Here is a 15,078-nt window from a genome sequence, read left to right on the forward strand (position 1 = left end):
CTCCGGGTAGCGGAGAACGGGGAGAGATGGCGACGCGCACGGTGGCGGTGGTGCTCGCGGGCGGGATCGGCGCGCGGCTGGGCGCCGGGCGCCCGAAGCAGCTCGTCGAGGTGGGCGGGCGCACCATCCTGGCGCGGGCGGTGGCGGCGTTCGACGCGCATCCGGCCGTGGACGAGGTCGTCGTCGTGATGGCGGCGGCGCACCTGCGGGAGGCCGCGGCCGCCGCCGCGCCGTTCCGCCGGGTGAGCGCCGTCGTGGCGGGCGGCGACACGCGCACCGCCTCGACGGCCGCGGCGCTGCGCGTCCTGGAGGGCCACGCGGACGAGGTCCGCGTGCTGTTCCACGACGCCGCGCGCCCGTTCGTCGGCGCCGCGGTGATCGACCGGGTCGTGGACGCGCTGGACGGGCACGAGGCCGTCGCGGTGGGCGTCCCCGCGTCCGACACGATCGTGGTGGTCGAGGACGGCCTGGTCGTCTCGATGCCGCCCCGGGAGACGATGAGCCGGTTCCAGACGCCGCAGGGGTTCAGGCTCGGGACCGTCCGCCGGGCCTACGCGCTGGCCCTCGCCGACCCGGACCTGCGCGCCACCGACGACTGCGGCGTCGTGCACCGCTACCTGCCGGACGTGCCGATCCGGGTGGTCGCGGGCGACGAGCGCAACCTCAAGGTCACGCGGCCGCTGGACGTCGTCGTCGCCGAGCACCTGGCCGCCGCCGGCGACGCCGCGGGCGATGCGGCCGCCGACACCGTCACGGAGGACTTGACGTGATCTTCGAGGACACCCCGGCCGTCATCGGCCACCGCGGCTACGGCGCCGGTGCCCCGGTGCCGCCGGGGGCGGGCCCGGCCGTCGCCGAGAACACGCTGCCGTCCCTGTTCGCCGCCGTCGGCGCCGGCCTGTCGTGGGTCGAGATCGACGTGACGCGCACCGCCGACGACGACCTCGTCCTGCGGCACGACCCCACCGTCCCCGACGGCGGCCACGTGGTCGACCTGCCCGCGACCGCCAGCGGCCTGCCGCGGCTCCAGGAGGTGTTCGCCGAGCTTCCCGCCGACGTCGCGGTGGACGTGGACGTCAAGACCGTCCTGGACGACGCGGTGGACGAGCCGTCCCGGCGGACCGGGGCGCTGCTGCTGCCGGTGCTCAAGCGCGAGGCGCGCCGCCGCCGGCTGCTGGTGACCTCGTTCGACCCGTCGCTGCTGGTCTTCCTGCGCGAGGAACTGCCGGGCGTCCCGCTGGGGCTGCTGACCTGGCTGCGGTTCCCGCTGTGGCACGCGGTCCCGGCGGCGGCGGGCCTGGACCTCCAGGCCGTCGCCGTGCACACAGGCTCCTGCGGCTTCGAGCATCCCGACACGCGGCTGCGCCCGCTGGAGCGCTGCGTGGACGTGGCGCACAAGGCGGGCCTGGACGTCATCGCCTGGTGCCCGACGGCCGAGCGCGCACCGGCCTACGCGGCGGCCGGGTTCGACGCGATGGTCGTCAACGACATCCCCGGCGTGCTCGCCGCCGTCCGCTAGTCCGGCGCACCGCTCGACCGTCTCGGACCGCCTCGGCTGTCTCGGACGGCCCGGCGCGGGTCAGGAGCGGCCGCCTCCGCCGCGCAGGTCGTCGCCGCCGTACATCTGCGTCCACTCGCCGACGCCCTCGTCGGCGCCGCTCGCCTGCGGCCGCCTGTCCGAACCCGCCGGAGGGCCCGATGGCGGGCTCGCAGGAGGGCCGGCCTGAGGCGAGTGGGACCCCGCCGCGGGCAGCGGGGCGAACGGGCTCGCCGACGCCCCCGGAGACGCCGGTGCCCCTGGAGGGGCCGGTGAGCCCGGAGCGGGACCGTACTGGCCCGGCGGCGGCCACGGGACGTTCTGGCCGGGCGGAGGGGCCTGGCCGGGGAGCGGGGGCGCGCCCCCGGGGCGCGCGGCGCCCACAGGGCCCCCCGGCGGCGGGCCCAGCGGCGCGGGCGGCGGCGACCCGAAGCGCGGTGCGGCACCGGCGGCGCGGGTGGCGGCGCGGGCCTGCCAGCGGGACGGCACCAGGGACGCCGCGACGAGCAGGACCCCGATCACGAGGAAGACCCCGTTGGGGCCGAGCGTGATGTAGCCGATCACGAGCCTGTCCGGGAACGGGTCCTTCGCGGTGTGCACCACCGTCCAGTGCGGCGCCAGCACCCACAGGGCGCCGACGGCGGTGAACGTCGCGCCGGGGACGAGCGAGGCCATCGGCGAGAGCCGCGACCCCACCGTCAGGCCGAGCGCGACCGCGATCCCGATCAGGAGCACCGCGCCGATCCACTTGTCGCCGCCCCCGGCCGACGACCCGAGCACGGCGGCGCCGCGCGTCGCGCGCCCGAGCCGCTGCGTCCCGTAGGTCAGCAGCCCCGCGGCCACCGGGGTCACGATCAGGCCGATCACCACGCCTAGCGCGTGGCGAGCACCGTTGGACATGGGCCACCCCTTCTCGGCCGGCGGCACGTTCCCGCCAACCTAACCCTCAGACGTGCCTGGGCGCACGGGGGTTCACGTCCGGCCGGAGTGCCCGTTACCGGACGGCCTCGCCGGGTTTGGCGGGCGTCGGCTGGCCGAGCCCCGGCGGGCTGGTCAGGAAACCGACGCCCCACGTGAGGTGCATGGTCGCGAAGACGAGCGGGAGCCGCACCCAGGCCGACAGCGGCAGGCCGCGTCCCTCGACGGCGGCGCCGGCCACCATCGCGGCCGCGTACCCGCCGGGCAGGATCCAGGCCGGCCAGAAGCCGAACGCCCCGGCGACCGTCCCGGCGGTGATCGCCAGGACGGCGATCGGCGGCGCGAGGTAGCGCAGGTTGAGGGTGCCCTGGTGCTCGCGTCCGACGACGCGGCGCCAGCGCCCGGTGTGGAAGTACTGCTTGGCGAGGGCCCGCAGGTTGGGCCGCGGGCGGTAGGTGACGCGCATCCGCGGGGTGAAGAAGATCCGGCCGCCGCTCTGCCGGATCCGGTGGTTCATCTCCCAGTCCTGGGCGCGGGTGAAGGTCTCGTCGTAGCCGCCGACGCGCTCCAGCGCGCTGCGGCGGAACGTGCCGAGGTAGACGGTCTCGACCTCGCCCGCCTCGCCGCCGGTGTGGAAGCGGGCGTTGCCGACGCCGAGCTTGGACGTCATCGCGCGTGCCACGGCCTTCTCGAACCCGGTGACGCCCTCGGCGGCCATGATCCCGCCGACGTTGTCGGCGCCGGACTCCTCCATCGTCTCGACGGCGGCGCGCACGTAGTCGGGCGGGAGCAGCGAATGCCCGTCCACCCGGACGATGATGGAGTACTGCGACGCCTTGATCGCGATGTTGAGGCCCTGCGGGGTGCGTCCGGTCGGGTTGGCGACCACCACGATGCGGGGGTCCTCGCCGGCGAGCTTGCGCGCGATCTCCTCGGTGCGGTCGCGCGACGGGCCGATGGCGAGGACGAGCTCCAGCTCGCCCGGGTAGTCCTGGGTCAGGATGCGGCGGACGGCGTCGGTCAGGTGCCGCTGCTCGTTGAGCACCGGCATCACCACCGACACGGCCGGCCAGGTGCGTTCACCGGGGACGGGACGGGACTGCGCGCCGGGTTGCCGGGCAGGCCGGGCGTGGGGAGACGGATTCATGTGGGCTCGCGGACGCACCTCGGCCTGGCGGCCTGAGGAGGCCCCCCTTCCTCTCTCTTGCTGGCTTGTCTGACGCAGCCCACGCCACCCAGGTTCGCGTGCGGGCCGCCGGGACGTGGTCGAGACGGCGCCACGTTACTGCAAGGACACGAGGTCCAGGTACCCATCGGACCGGTGTCTCCCACTTTAGAGTGGTGGGGAATCGCGTCATTACGAGCCGGATGAGGTCGTTGGGGAGGCGGGCGGTCGGCATGGCAGACGGGCACGACTCAGGTCGAGGCGACGCCGACCCGCTGGAGCACTATTTCCGGCCTCGGCCCGCGGGCGGCGCCCCGGAGGGGGCGGAGCCGGACGACGACGGCGGCATCGAGGGCGTGACCATCGAGGGGATGCCCGCGCCGCGGGTGTCGGTGGAGGGGCCGCGCGGCCCGCGCCGTCCCGGCCCGGGGCTGAGCCCCCGGGCGGCGATGAGCGCCCGGCGGCAGCGGCGCTTCCTGATGGTCACCGGGACGATGTCGGCGTTCGTGCTGCTCACGTCGGGCGGCGCGTGGGCGTTCCAGAACTACGTGACGAGCGCGATCGACAGGGTCAAGGTCGGCGGGCTCGGCAAGGGCAAGGACGCGCCGAAGGGCGCGATGACGATCCTGGTGGCGGGCGTCGACCGGCGCGAGGGGCTGACCAGGGAGCAGCAGCGCGCGGCGAAGCTGGGCCACGAGCCGGGCGAGCGGTCCGACACGATGCTGCTGCTGCACGTCTCCCGCGACCACGACCGCGTGTCGGTCGTGAACCTGCCGCGCGACTCCTACGTGACGATCCCGTCGCACAAGTCGAACGGCTCGGAGGGGCCCAAGGGGGCGCACGTCCCGTCCCGTCCGGGCAAGCTGACGTGGGCGTACCAGTTCGGCGGGCCCGACCTGACGGTCGACACGATCAAGCGGACGACCGGCGTGTCCATCGACCACTACGTCGAGGTGAACTTCTACGGGTTCGTCAACATGGTGGACGCGCTCGGCGGCGTGGACGTGTGCACCGAGCAGCCCATCGACGACGCCAAGAGCGGGCTGCGGCTCCCCGCGGGCAAGTCGCACGTGGACGGGCTGAAGGCGCTCGGGTTCGCCCGCGCCCGCTACACCCTGACCGGCGGCAGCGACCTCGGGCGCATCGACCGGCAGCAGCAGTTCATGGCGTCGATGATGAAGCAGGCGCTGTCCAGCAGGACGCTCAGCGACCCGGTGAAGTCGGCGAGGTTCCTGAAGGCGGCGCTGAAGTCGCTGCGCGTCGACCCCGATCTCGCCGAGGACCTGCCGAAGCTCGCCAACCAGATGAAGGACCTGTCGACCGACAGCCTCACGTTCGCGAAGGTGCCGCTGGCGAACCCCGACTTCAACACCGTCCTGTGGAACGCCCCGGGGCCGCAGTCGACCGTCCAGTGGGACCAGCACCGCGCGAACGAGCTGTTCACCCGGATCCGGCGCGACCAGCCGCTGGTCAAGGAGACGCCGAAGCCGAGCGCGTCGCCGACGAAGACGCCGCGGGACGCGCTGACGGTGCCGCCGGACGAGATCCAGGTCCGCGTCCTCAACGCGATCGGCACGCGGGGGCTCGCGACGCGCGCGGGCGGGGAACTGGACAAGGCCGGGTTCCACGCGACCGTCGTGCCTGGCGTGGCGCGCCGCGGGCTCCAGACGACGCAGATCCAGTACGGCCCCGGCCGCGAGGACTCCGCGAAGACGCTGGCCGCGGCGATCCCGGGCGCGCGGATGAAGGAGGTCCGCTCGCTCGGCCCGCGCGTGCAGGTGATGGTCGGCGCGAACTGGGACGGCGCCAAGAAGGTCAGGGTCGCGGGCGCCTCGCCGAGCGCGGCGCCGTCCCAGGACCCGGCGCTGGAGACGGGCACGGCCACCCAGAAGCTCTGCGGCTGACCACCCTAGAATGCTGTTCTAACAGCGAGGGAGGTCCCGTGGAGGAGTTCTACCGGCCGCTCGGCGACGGGTCGTTCGCCGCCACCCCGGCGACGGCGGGCCCGTGGTCGCCGGACGCGCAGCACGCCGGGCCGGTCGCGGGGCTGCTCGGGCGGGCCCTCGAACGGCACGAGCCCGTCCCCGGGACGCGGGTGGCGCGGGTGACGGTGGAGATCCTCGGTCCCGTCCCGGTGGCGGAGCTGGCGGTCACCGCGCGCGTCGTCCGGCCGGGCCGGCGGGTGGCGCTGCTGGAGGCCGTGATGACCCACGCGGGACGGCCGGTCGCCCGCGCCACCGCGTGGCGGATCCTCGCCGCGCCCGAGCGGCTCCCGGCCTTCTCGCACGCGCCCGCTCCGCCGCCCCTCCCGGAATCCACCCCGCCGCTGGAGACCTGGCCGGAGGCCCACGCCGACGGTTATCTGGCCGCGATGGAGTGGCGCGTCGTCGAGGGGGCGCTCGGACGCCCGGGACCCGGCGTGACCTGGGCGCGGGCGCGCGTCCCGCTCGTGTCGGGGGAGGCCGACACGCCGCTCGTGCGCGCGCTCGTGCTGGCCGACAGCGCCTCCGGCGTCGGCAGCCAGCTCGACCTCTCCAAGTGGCTGATCATCAACACGGACCTGACGGTCGCGCTGCACCGCGACCCCGTCGGCGAGTGGCTGTGCATGGGCGCCGCGGTGCACACGAGCCCGCGGGGCAGCGCGCTGTGCGAGGCGGCGCTCGCCGACCGCTCCGGCGATTTCGGGCGCGTCCTGCAAACCCTCCTCGTGGACGAGCCACCCGGCTGATCGGGCCTCGACACCCCTCTCCCACCTTGGCGATCCTTGATCGACTACTCTCCGTGATGATAGGGAGACAGGGAGAAGTCACGTGCGATCGTCAGGAGGCACCAGCATGCCGTCAAGGATCCTCGTTCTGATCACCGCGACCGCCGCCGCCGCGATGGCCCTCTCGGGCCTCGCCGGTGACCCGCGGATCGCCGCCGCCGCGGGCGCGCCGCCGCCCGGGGACGACGCGCCGGCGGCCGCGGACCCGCCGCCGGCGCCGGCCAAGGACCCCCGGGCGCCGTCCGCGGGCGGCTCGTCCGGCGCGAAGGACGGCACCGACCTGACCGCCTGTCTGGACGCCGAGTGCGACGTCGAGGTCCAGAGCGGCCAGCAGATCAAGATCGACAAGCAGTACGGCGCGGATTCGGTCGGCGTCAAGCGCAACGGGTCCCAGGTGACGCTCACCGTCCACCGCGGGAGCGCCAAGATGGTCACGATGCTGGACGCGGGCGCGGCGCACTCCAGCTCGACGTTCAACGACCTCGTGTTCCAGCCGCGGCTTGGCAAGAACGGCGCCCTGATCCTCACCATCTCCCGCACCTGAGGCGCGCGGCCCGGCGAGGCCCCGTCCCGCGCGCGCCGCGGGCGGGGCCTCACGCGCGCCGCCGCACCGCCGCGCCGCCGCACCGCCGCCCCCGTAGGATCGGAGGGCATCCGCGCCTTCCCGACCCCCCGACCCTCCGCCTCCCGCCCTCCACGTCCGGCGCCACGCATCCGGAGGCCCTGACCTGGGAAACTCACAGGTCATGGACCCGCCCGGCCGCCGCCGGCATCCGGCTCCCACCGGGCACGACCCCCGGAGCCGGAGATCCCCGGAGCCGGCCGCACCCGAAGATCGGCGGGGACGGCTCGGCGATCCGAGAAAGGAGCCCGCCTTGGCCTACCGGCTGACGGTCATAGGGACCGGTTACCTCGGGGCCACGCACGCCGCGTGCATGGCCGACCTGGGGTTCGAGGTCCTCGGCCTGGACGTGGACGAGGAGAGGATCGCGCGGCTGTCGGCCGGCGACCTGCCGTTCTACGAGCCCGGGCTGGAATCGGTGCTGCGCAGGGCCCTGGAGAGCCGGCGGCTGCGGTTCACCACGTCGTACGAGGAGGCCGCCGCGTTCGGCGACGTGCACTTCCTCTGCCTCGGCACCCCGCAGAAGGCGGGCGAGTACGCCGCCGACCTGACCTACGTGGACGCGGCCGTCGACACCCTGGCCCCGCTGCTGCACCGCCCGTGCCTGGTCGTCGGCAAGTCCACGGTCCCGGTCGGGACGGCGGCGCGGCTGGCCGGCAGGCTGGCCGAGCTCGCCCCGGCGGGCGGCGACGCCGTCCTCGCGTGGAATCCCGAGTTCCTCCGCGAGGGGTTCGCCGTCCAGGACACCTTGAAGCCGGACCGGATCGTGGCCGGGCTGCCGGCCGAGCAGGGCGCCGCCGAGCACGCCGAGAAGGTGCTCCGCGAGGTCTACTCGACGATGCTGTCCGCGGGCACCCCGTTCGTCGCCGCGGACCTGCCGACGGCCGAGCTGGTGAAGGTGGCCGCGAACGCGTTCCTCGCCACGAAGATCTCCTTCATCAACGCGATGGCGGAGGTCTGCGAGGCCGCGCACGCCGATGTGACGAAGCTCTCCGAGGCCCTCTCCTACGACGACCGGATCGGCGGCCGGTTCCTCGGGCCCGGCCTCGGCTTCGGCGGCGGCTGCCTGCCCAAGGACATCCGCGCCTTCATGGCCCGCGCCGGGGAGCTCGGCGCCGACCAGGCGCTCACCTTCCTGCGCGAGGTCGACGAGATCAACATCCGGCGCCGGATCCGGATGGTGGACCTCGCCCGGGAACTGCTCGGCGGCTCGTTCATCGGGCGGACGGTCGGCGTCCTCGGCGCGGCCTTCAAACCGGACTCCGACGACGTCCGCGACTCCCCGGCGCTCGACGTGGCCGCGTCCATCCGCGCCCAGGGCGGCAAGGTCACGGTGTACGACCCGCAGGCCATGCGCAACGCCCGCCGCGCGCAGCCGTCGCTGGACTTCGGCGACTCGGCGCTGTCGGCCGCCCGCGGCGCTCACGTCGTCCTGCTGCTCACCGAGTGGGCCGAGTTCCGCGACATGGCCCCGGAGTCGCTCGCCGGTGCCGTCTCCGAACGCAACATCGTCGACGGCCGCAACGCCCTCGATCCCGAGCGCTGGCGCGCGTCCGGCTGGAACTACCGCGCCCTCGGCCGCCCCTGACCTCCCCGGCCCCGGGCCTGGGCCGTCCCGTCTCAGCCGCCGCCGGGGACGTCGCCGCCGAGGACGTTGCCGGGGGTGTCCAGCCAGAGGTCGTGCCCGTCCGGGCGGGCGGTGAGGCCGAAGCGCTCGCGGCCCGGGCGGCCCCAGGCGACCCAGCGGAGGTAGGCGCGGGACACCTCGTCCCACAGCCTGCGCCCGCCGTACTGCTCCACGGCGAACCGGTCGGCGCCCGGCTCGTAGTCGACGCTGGCCCATGATCCGCCGGGCGCGCCGGTCTCCAGCAGCCACAGCGTCAGCTCGCCGGAGTCGCCGCGCGCCGCGCACACGTGCTTGCGCGCGCGGGGCACCAGCGCGCCGATCGCCAGGTCCGCGCCGTAGGAGTCCCAGGCGACGCTGCGAGGGTCCAGCAGCGTGGTGCCCCGTTCTGTCTCGTGCTCGGTGCCGCCCACGTACTGGGCCAGGGACGGCGACGCGGGGCGGGCCCGCTCCATCGTGTCGCCCGAGAGGTGCGGGAACCGCCCGATCGCGCGGCCTTGCCCGTCCACGGTGAGGCAGGCGAGGTGGCCGCCGCCGTAGGCGGGCGTCCAGGGGCACACGATCACGCCTCCCGGACGGGTCTGCTCCAGCCACGCCCGGGCGATCGCGGTGACGCCGCGGGTGACGTGCACGCGGTCGTAGGGGGCGTTGTCGGGGAAGCCCGCCGCCTCGTCCCCCACGAAGAGGTGCGGCCCGTGCCCGGCCTCGGCGAGGTCGGCCGCGGCCCGCGCCGCGACCAGTTCGTCGGCCTCGACCGACGTCACGTTCGCGCCGCCGACCCGCCACGACAGCAGCGCAGCCGTCCACCCGGCGCCGGTGCCTGCCTCCAGGACCCGGTCGTGGTCGCGCGGGGCGAGGGCGTGCAGGGCGTGCAGGACGGCGCGGGGGGAGCCGCAGGACGGCGTCACCGCGTCGGAGTACACCGCGTCCCACCAGGCCGCCGGGTCACGGTCGCGGTCGATCGCGTGGCCGGGGCCGCCGCCGCGGACGACGCGGGCCCGGGCGGGCACGAACCAGTGCCGCGGCACCTCGCCGAGCGCCGCCCGCCATGCCGGGTCGGTCAGGACGCCCTGCGCGGCGTAAACGTCGCACAGTGCGCTGATCCGCCCGTCGACGTCCCTGTCCACGGGTAGAGCGTAAACCAGGGAATCACTCTATGGAGTGACTCGCGCACGATAGGTAATCATTCCCGGTCTTTGCCGCGGGAACGATCGGAGTGAGGACGGTGTTGTCCGGGCATGCGAGACGAGTTCGCCGACGACGGCGTGATCGGGCGGCTGCTGGAGAAGTCCGAGGTGTGGGCGTTCGTGGGGCTGAGCGGCGACCCGGGCCGCGAGGTCCACCGGCAGGCCCGCCTCCTCCAGGGGCGCGGGAAGCGGATCGTCCCGGTGCATCCGGACGGCGCGGCCGTCCTGGGCGAGCGGGGGTACGCGTCGCTGGCCGAAGTGCCCGGGCCGCCCATCGACGTGGTCGGCGTCTACCGGCGGTCGGAGTTCGCCGGCGGCGTCGTGGACGAGGCCGTCGCCGCCGGGGCGAGGGCGGTGTGGCTGCCCCTCGGGGTGGTGGACGAGGAGGCCGCCAGGCGCGCCCGCGACGCCGGGCTCGACGTCGTCATGGACCGCTGCCCCGCCATCGAATGGGCCCGCCGCGCATGACGGCCGCCCCCTGAGGCCCCGGCAGCCGCCCTCTGAGGCCCCCGAGCCCGGGAAGCCTCCTGCGCGGCGCTCAGAGGCCCGCTCGGAGGCGCTCGCCCTTCGCCTTCGCCTGCGCGTGGAGGTCCCGCTGGAACTCCGTCATCTTCGCCTGGAGGTCGCCGTCGGACGCGGCGAGGATCCGGACGGCGAGGAGCCCGGCGTTGCGCGCCGCGCCGACGGCGACCGTCGCGACGGGGACCCCGGCGGGCATCTGGACGATCGACAGCAGCGAGTCCATGCCGTCCAGGTACTTCAGCGGGACGGGCACGCCGATCACCGGCAGCGGCGTCACCGAGGCGAGCATCCCCGGCAGGTGCGCGGCACCGCCCGCCCCCGCGATGATCGCCCGCAGCCCGCGCCCCGCGGCGCCGTCACCGTAGGCGATCATGTCGTGCGGCATCCGGTGCGCGGACACGACGTCGGCCTCGTAGGGGACGCCGAACTCCTCCAGCGCCTCGGCGGCGGCCTTCATGACCGGCCAGTCCGAGTCGCTGCCCATCACCACGCCCACCAGCGGCGTCATCGCTTCTTCTCCCCCCAGCGCAGGTAGTCGGCCGCGTGGCGCGCGCGCTCGCGGACCTCGTCCAGGTCGCGGCCCAGCGCGGTGACGTGGCCGATCTTGCGGCCCGGCCGCACGTCCTTGCCGTAGAGGTGCACCTTGACGGCGGGATCGTGGGCCATCACGTGGATGTAGCGGCGGTAGACGTCCGGGTCGTCGCCGCCCAGCACGTTCGCCATGACCGTGCAGGGGGCCGTGGGCTCGGTGGACCCCAGGGGCAGGTCCAGGACGGCCCGCAGGTGCTGCTCGAACTGGGACGTGCGGGCGCCCTCGATCGTCCAGTGGCCGGAGTTGTGCGGCCGCATGGCCAGCTCGTTGACCAGCAGTCCGTCGCGGGTCTCGAACAGCTCCACCGCGAGCAGGCCGGTGACGCCGAGGCTGTCGGCCACGCCGAGCGCGAGGCGCTGCGCCTCGGCGGCCGTGTCCTCGTCCAGGCCGGGGGCCGGTGCGATCACCTCGGTGCAGATCCCGCCCTCCTGGACGGTCTCCACGATCGGGTACGCGGCGCCCTGGCCGTACGGGGAGCGCGCGACCAGGGCGGCCAGCTCCCGCCTGAACGGGACGTGCCGCTCGACCATCAGGTCGACGCCCTCGGTGCGCAGCCTCCCGACCATCTCCGCCGTCTCGCGGTCGAGGGCCTCGGCGATCCAGACGCCCTTGCCGTCGTAGCCGCCCCGGGTGGCCTTGATGACGAGCGGCCAGCCGTGCTCCTCCGCGAACGCCTCCAGGAACGCCAGCGGCGCGGCGGGCGGGACGTGCGCGTAGGCGGGGCACGGTACGCCCAGGGCGCTGAGCCGGTCCCGCATGACGAGCTTGTCCTGCGCGTGGGCGAGGGCGGCCGCATCCGGACGGCACGGCACGCCCGACCGCTCCACCTTCTGGATGTGCGGCCCGGGGACGTGCTCGTGGTCGAAGGTGACCACGTCGCAGCCCTTGGCGAACGCGAGCAGGTCGTCCAGGGACCGGTCGTCGCCGATCCGGGCGTCCGCGACGACCTTGGCCGCCGAGTCGCCGGCGGATCCGGCCAGCACGCGCAGCGGCACGCCCAGCGCGATCGCCGCCTGCTGGGTCATCCGGGCCAGCTGGCCGCCACCCGCCATCCCCACCACGGGCATGTCCACAGGATTCGTCACGTCAGAAGGCTACCGGCCACCCGGGTGCGAACGAATCGGCCGCCCCCCGCGTCCAATCGTGTGTGGGTCGTCCGGCAGGGGGGAGGGAAACGGCACGGACGGCCGGAAACGTTCATGTTCCGACGCCCCTGCGGCCACGTACGTCTATCCTCGTCAATACCTCCGCAGCCGCAGCCGCGCCACTGACGCGGTGCCCGTAGCCGAAGTCCGGAAGGACGGTTCCCCTTCGTGAGCCTGGTCGCCAATCTCCAACGGCAGTTCGCGCACCTGGTGCGCGAGCTCGCGAAGTTCGGCAGCGTCGGCGCCATCGCGTTCGTGATCACGGTCGCGCTCGGCAACGGGATGCACACCGGCCTGGGCATGGGCCCGCTGACGTCCAACGGCATCGCCACGGTGGTCGCCACGACGTTCTCCTACCTGGCCAACCGCTACTGGACGTTCCGCCACCGCGACCGCACCGGCCTGGGACGCGAGTACGTGCTGTTCTTCGCGCTGAACGGCGTCGGGCTGGTGATCACCGAGCTGTTCATCGGGTTCACCCACTACGTGCTGGGGCTGGGCGACGCGATCTCCTACAACGTCTCGCTGGTGATCGGCACCGGCGTCGCGACGCTGTTCCGCTTCTGGTCGTACAAGAAGTGGGTGTTCCTGCCGACGACCTCCCCGCACGTGGACCCGGCGTCCGGCCTGCCCGAGGCGCCGCGCGAGCCCCATGGGCCGCACGAGCGTCCGGCGGCGGGCGGGCCCGCCGGAGAGGCGCCCGCCGGGGACGCGCCGGGCGTGCACCGCGCGGGGGGCCGCGGCGTCCCGTCCCACCGGCTCGGCCACCCGATCGACACGCACCCCGCCGGGGACTACGCCCAGTTCACCCGCTCCCGCTGAGCGGCACCGGGCGGCCCCGGGCGGCTCCTGAGCGGGCCGCCGGACGGACCCGGGCGTCGGCTCAGGCGGGCCCGATGACCACGCGCTCGGACGCCAGGCGCGCGTCCGCGGCCTGGCGGAGGAACACGCCGAACACCGCCGGGCGGGCCTGGACGAGTTCCAGCCGCCCCCCGTCCACCACGGCCAGCGAGCGGGCCAGGTAGAGCCCGAGGCCGGTGCCCTTGCCGCCGCTGACGCTGCGTTCGAAGATCCGGGGCTCCAGCTCGGGCGGGATGCCCGAGCCCTCGTCGCCGACCTCGACCACGACCGACCCGGCGCCGGGCTTGGTGTTGATCGTGACGGTGCCGGAGCCGTGCATGAGCGAGTTGTCCAGCAGCGTGGCGACGATCTGCGAGAGGCCCTCGGGGTTGGTCATGCCGACGAGGCCCTGCTCGCCGACCATCCGGACGTCGCGGCCGTCGCGGCGGAAGATGGGCCGCCACTCCTCGACCTGCTGGGCGATGATGTCGTCGACGGGCGAGGCGACCGCGCCGCCCGTGCGGTCGTGCCGGGCGCGGGCGAGGAGCTGCTCGACGACCGCGACGAGCCGCTCGGTCTGCGCGACGGCGGCGGCGCCCTCCTCCCGGACGACGTCGGGGTAGTCGGCGGCCTCGATCATCTCCTCCAGCCGCATCGACAGCGCGGTGAGCGGCGTGCGGAGCTGGTGGCTGGCGTCGGAGGCGAACTCGCGGCTCGCGGCCAGCAGGTCGGCGATCCGGACGGCGCTGCGGTCGAGCACCTCGGCGACGCGGTCCACCTCGGGGATGCCGTAGCGGCGGCGGCGCGGGCGGGCCTTGCCGGTGCCGAGCCGGTCGGCGGTCTCGGCGAGGTCGATCAGCGGGAGGGTCAGCTTGCGGGCCTGGAACATCGCGAGGCCGACGGTGACGGCGACGCCGAACAGCGCGAGGCTGCCGATCAGGACGAGCAGCCGCACCGCCCCGTCCTGCACCTCGGCTGCCGGGCGCGACACCCGCACCGTGACCCCGGCCCCGGACGCGGCGGCCTCCAGCATCCGCTCCCGGCCGGGCCGCCCGCCGGCGAGGACCGTCCGGCCGTCCGGCAGGGTGATGGCGATATACCGGCCGGGATACTCCTGGGCGATCTTGTCGGCGGCCAGGGGCTGGCGTGTCTGGAGGCTGTAGCCGACGCCGCCGACGATGGCGGACGCCTCCCGGTCGAGCGCCTGCGCGGCCTGCTCGTAGATGAGCTTGTGGGTGGCGAAGGCGAGGGGTATGCCGAGCAGCAGTATCGCGACGACCGCCACCGCGAGCGTCGACAGCAGGAGTCGGCGCCTCATCAGGGCTCCTTGGAGGGTGTGGCCACGGCCGCGCGACGTCCCCCCGGGCCTCTCGGGAAGGCCCGGGGACGGTCCGCCCGACCATGGCGGCCGGGACTAGTCGCCGCGCTCGAACCGGAAGCCGACGCCCCGCACGGTGGTGATGTAGCGGGGACTGCCGGCGTCGTCGCCGAGTTTGCGGCGCAGCCAGGAAATGTGCATGTCGAGCGTCTTGGTCGAGCCCCACCAGTTGGTGTCCCACACCTCGCGCATGATCTGCTCGCGGGTGACGACCTTGCCCGCGTCGCGGACGAGGACGCGCAGCAGGTCGAACTCCTTGGTGGTGAGCTGGAGCTCCTGCTCGCCCATCCAGGCGCGGCGCGACTCGGCGTCGATCCGCACCCCCTGGACGATCGGGGTCTCGGTGCTGCCCCGGCGCAGCAGCGCCCGCACCCGGGCGAGCAGCTCGGCCAGCCGGAACGGCTTGGTCACGTAGTCGTCGGCGCCCGCGTCGAGCCCGACGACGGTGTCGACCTCGTCGGCGCGGGCGGTCAGGATCAGTATGGGGACACCGTGCCCCTCGGCGCGCACCCGGCGGGCCACTTCGAGGCCGTCCAGCTCGGGCAGTCCCAGGTCCAGGACGATGAGGTCGACACCGCCGCCGAGCGCCCGCTCCAGGGCCTGCGGTCCGTCCGGGCTGACTTCGACGGTGTACCCCTCGCGACGGAGCGCGCGGGCGAGAGGCTCGGAGATGGACGTGTCGTCCTCGGCGAGCAGTACTGAGGTCATGGACCGATCGTATGACCATTCTTGAACATTGCCCCGCCGCCGCCGCGCTCTTGACCTGCGGTTTGCCACTCGT

Annotated in this window: 15 protein-coding genes; 8 read left to right on the plus strand and 7 right to left on the minus strand. The window is 74.5% G+C overall.

All coding sequences use genetic code 11. From position 1 onward, the window contains the following. Nucleotides 1-26 precede the first annotated feature (26 nt). Together ispD and AGRA3207_RS15080 are read left to right on the plus strand one after the other, a co-directional pair. The gene (ispD, locus tag AGRA3207_RS15075) at nt 27-770 is read left to right on the plus strand and encodes a 2-C-methyl-D-erythritol 4-phosphate cytidylyltransferase (RefSeq protein ID WP_231335255.1); all 744 of its coding nucleotides are present in this window, start codon (nt 27-29) and stop codon (nt 768-770) included. Then, the gene (locus AGRA3207_RS15080; protein ID WP_231335256.1) at nt 767-1,519 is read left to right on the plus strand and encodes a glycerophosphodiester phosphodiesterase; all 753 of its coding nucleotides are present in this window, start codon (nt 767-769) and stop codon (nt 1,517-1,519) included. The genes ispD and AGRA3207_RS15080 overlap by 4 nt, the downstream gene beginning before the upstream one ends. A gap of 60 nt (nt 1,520-1,579) precedes the next feature. Here AGRA3207_RS15080 and AGRA3207_RS15085 read toward each other — a convergent pair whose 3' ends face one another. Together AGRA3207_RS15085 and AGRA3207_RS15090 are read right to left on the minus strand one after the other, a co-directional pair. Then, nucleotides 1,580-2,437: a hypothetical protein gene (locus AGRA3207_RS15085; protein ID WP_231336550.1), complete on the minus strand. Its 858-nt coding sequence runs from the start codon at nt 2,435-2,437 to the stop codon at nt 1,580-1,582. Nucleotides 2,438-2,531: 94 nt separating this feature from the next. Continuing rightward, entirely contained in the window at nt 2,532-3,602 is a 1,071-nt protein-coding gene (locus AGRA3207_RS15090; protein ID WP_420830888.1) for a glycosyltransferase family 2 protein, read from the minus strand. Nucleotides 3,603-3,853: 251 nt separating this feature from the next. On the opposite strand from AGRA3207_RS15090, the gene AGRA3207_RS15095 reads away from it, so the two are divergent. The 4 genes from AGRA3207_RS15095 (at nt 3,854) to AGRA3207_RS15110 (ending at nt 8,597) form a co-directional block, all read left to right on the plus strand. Then, a complete protein-coding gene (locus AGRA3207_RS15095; RefSeq protein WP_231335257.1) occupies nt 3,854-5,524 on the plus strand; it encodes an LCP family protein in 1,671 nt (556 codons plus the stop codon). A 38-nt stretch (nt 5,525-5,562) separates the two neighbouring features. Continuing rightward, nucleotides 5,563-6,348 (plus strand): thioesterase family protein, encoded by a 786-nt coding sequence (locus AGRA3207_RS15100; RefSeq protein ID WP_231335258.1) that lies wholly within the window; start codon nt 5,563-5,565, stop codon nt 6,346-6,348. A gap of 106 nt (nt 6,349-6,454) precedes the next feature. Beyond that, the gene (locus AGRA3207_RS15105) at nt 6,455-6,931 is read left to right on the plus strand and encodes a hypothetical protein (protein WP_231335259.1); all 477 of its coding nucleotides are present in this window, start codon (nt 6,455-6,457) and stop codon (nt 6,929-6,931) included. Between the two features lie 391 nt (nt 6,932-7,322). Next, complete coding sequence (locus tag AGRA3207_RS15110) at nt 7,323-8,597, plus strand: UDP-glucose dehydrogenase family protein (protein WP_231336301.1); 1,275 nt, start codon at nt 7,323-7,325, stop codon at nt 8,595-8,597. Between the two features lie 32 nt (nt 8,598-8,629). On the opposite strand, the gene AGRA3207_RS15115 is transcribed toward AGRA3207_RS15110, so the two are convergent. After that, nucleotides 8,630-9,760, minus strand: coding sequence for a methyltransferase domain-containing protein (locus AGRA3207_RS15115; RefSeq protein ID WP_231335260.1), 1,131 nt, complete (start codon nt 9,758-9,760; stop codon nt 8,630-8,632). A gap of 111 nt (nt 9,761-9,871) precedes the next feature. Between AGRA3207_RS15115 and AGRA3207_RS15120 the strand changes: the two genes are divergently transcribed. Beyond that, a complete protein-coding gene (locus AGRA3207_RS15120) occupies nt 9,872-10,288 on the plus strand; it encodes a CoA-binding protein (protein WP_231335261.1) in 417 nt (138 codons plus the stop codon). Nucleotides 10,289-10,358: 70 nt separating this feature from the next. Here AGRA3207_RS15120 and purE read toward each other — a convergent pair whose 3' ends face one another. After that, complete coding sequence (purE, locus tag AGRA3207_RS15125) at nt 10,359-10,850, minus strand: 5-(carboxyamino)imidazole ribonucleotide mutase (RefSeq protein WP_231335262.1); 492 nt, start codon at nt 10,848-10,850, stop codon at nt 10,359-10,361. Beyond that, nucleotides 10,847-11,986, minus strand: a complete 1,140-nt coding sequence (locus AGRA3207_RS15130; protein ID WP_231336302.1) for a 5-(carboxyamino)imidazole ribonucleotide synthase — start codon at nt 11,984-11,986, stop codon at nt 10,847-10,849. Before AGRA3207_RS15130 ends, purE begins: the two co-directional genes overlap by 4 nt. 261 nt (nt 11,987-12,247) lie before the next feature. Here AGRA3207_RS15130 and AGRA3207_RS15135 point away from each other — a divergent pair, with 261 nt between their 5' ends. After that, nucleotides 12,248-12,901 carry a GtrA family protein gene (locus AGRA3207_RS15135; protein ID WP_231335263.1) on the plus strand — a complete coding sequence of 218 codons (654 nt, stop codon included), beginning with the start codon at nt 12,248-12,250 and terminating at the stop codon, nt 12,899-12,901. 61 nt (nt 12,902-12,962) lie between these two features. On the opposite strand, the gene AGRA3207_RS15140 is transcribed toward AGRA3207_RS15135, so the two are convergent. Further along, entirely contained in the window at nt 12,963-14,237 is a 1,275-nt protein-coding gene (locus AGRA3207_RS15140) for an ATP-binding protein (RefSeq protein WP_231335264.1), read from the minus strand. Nucleotides 14,238-14,333: 96 nt separating this feature from the next. Continuing rightward, nucleotides 14,334-15,005, minus strand: coding sequence for a response regulator transcription factor (locus AGRA3207_RS15145; RefSeq protein ID WP_026402549.1), 672 nt, complete (start codon nt 15,003-15,005; stop codon nt 14,334-14,336). Between the last annotated feature and the right edge of the window lie 73 nt (nt 15,006-15,078).

It is taken from the genome of Actinomadura graeca, from assembly GCF_019175365.1.
GTDB classification, from domain to species: Bacteria; Actinomycetota; Actinomycetes; order Streptosporangiales; family Streptosporangiaceae; genus Spirillospora; species Spirillospora graeca.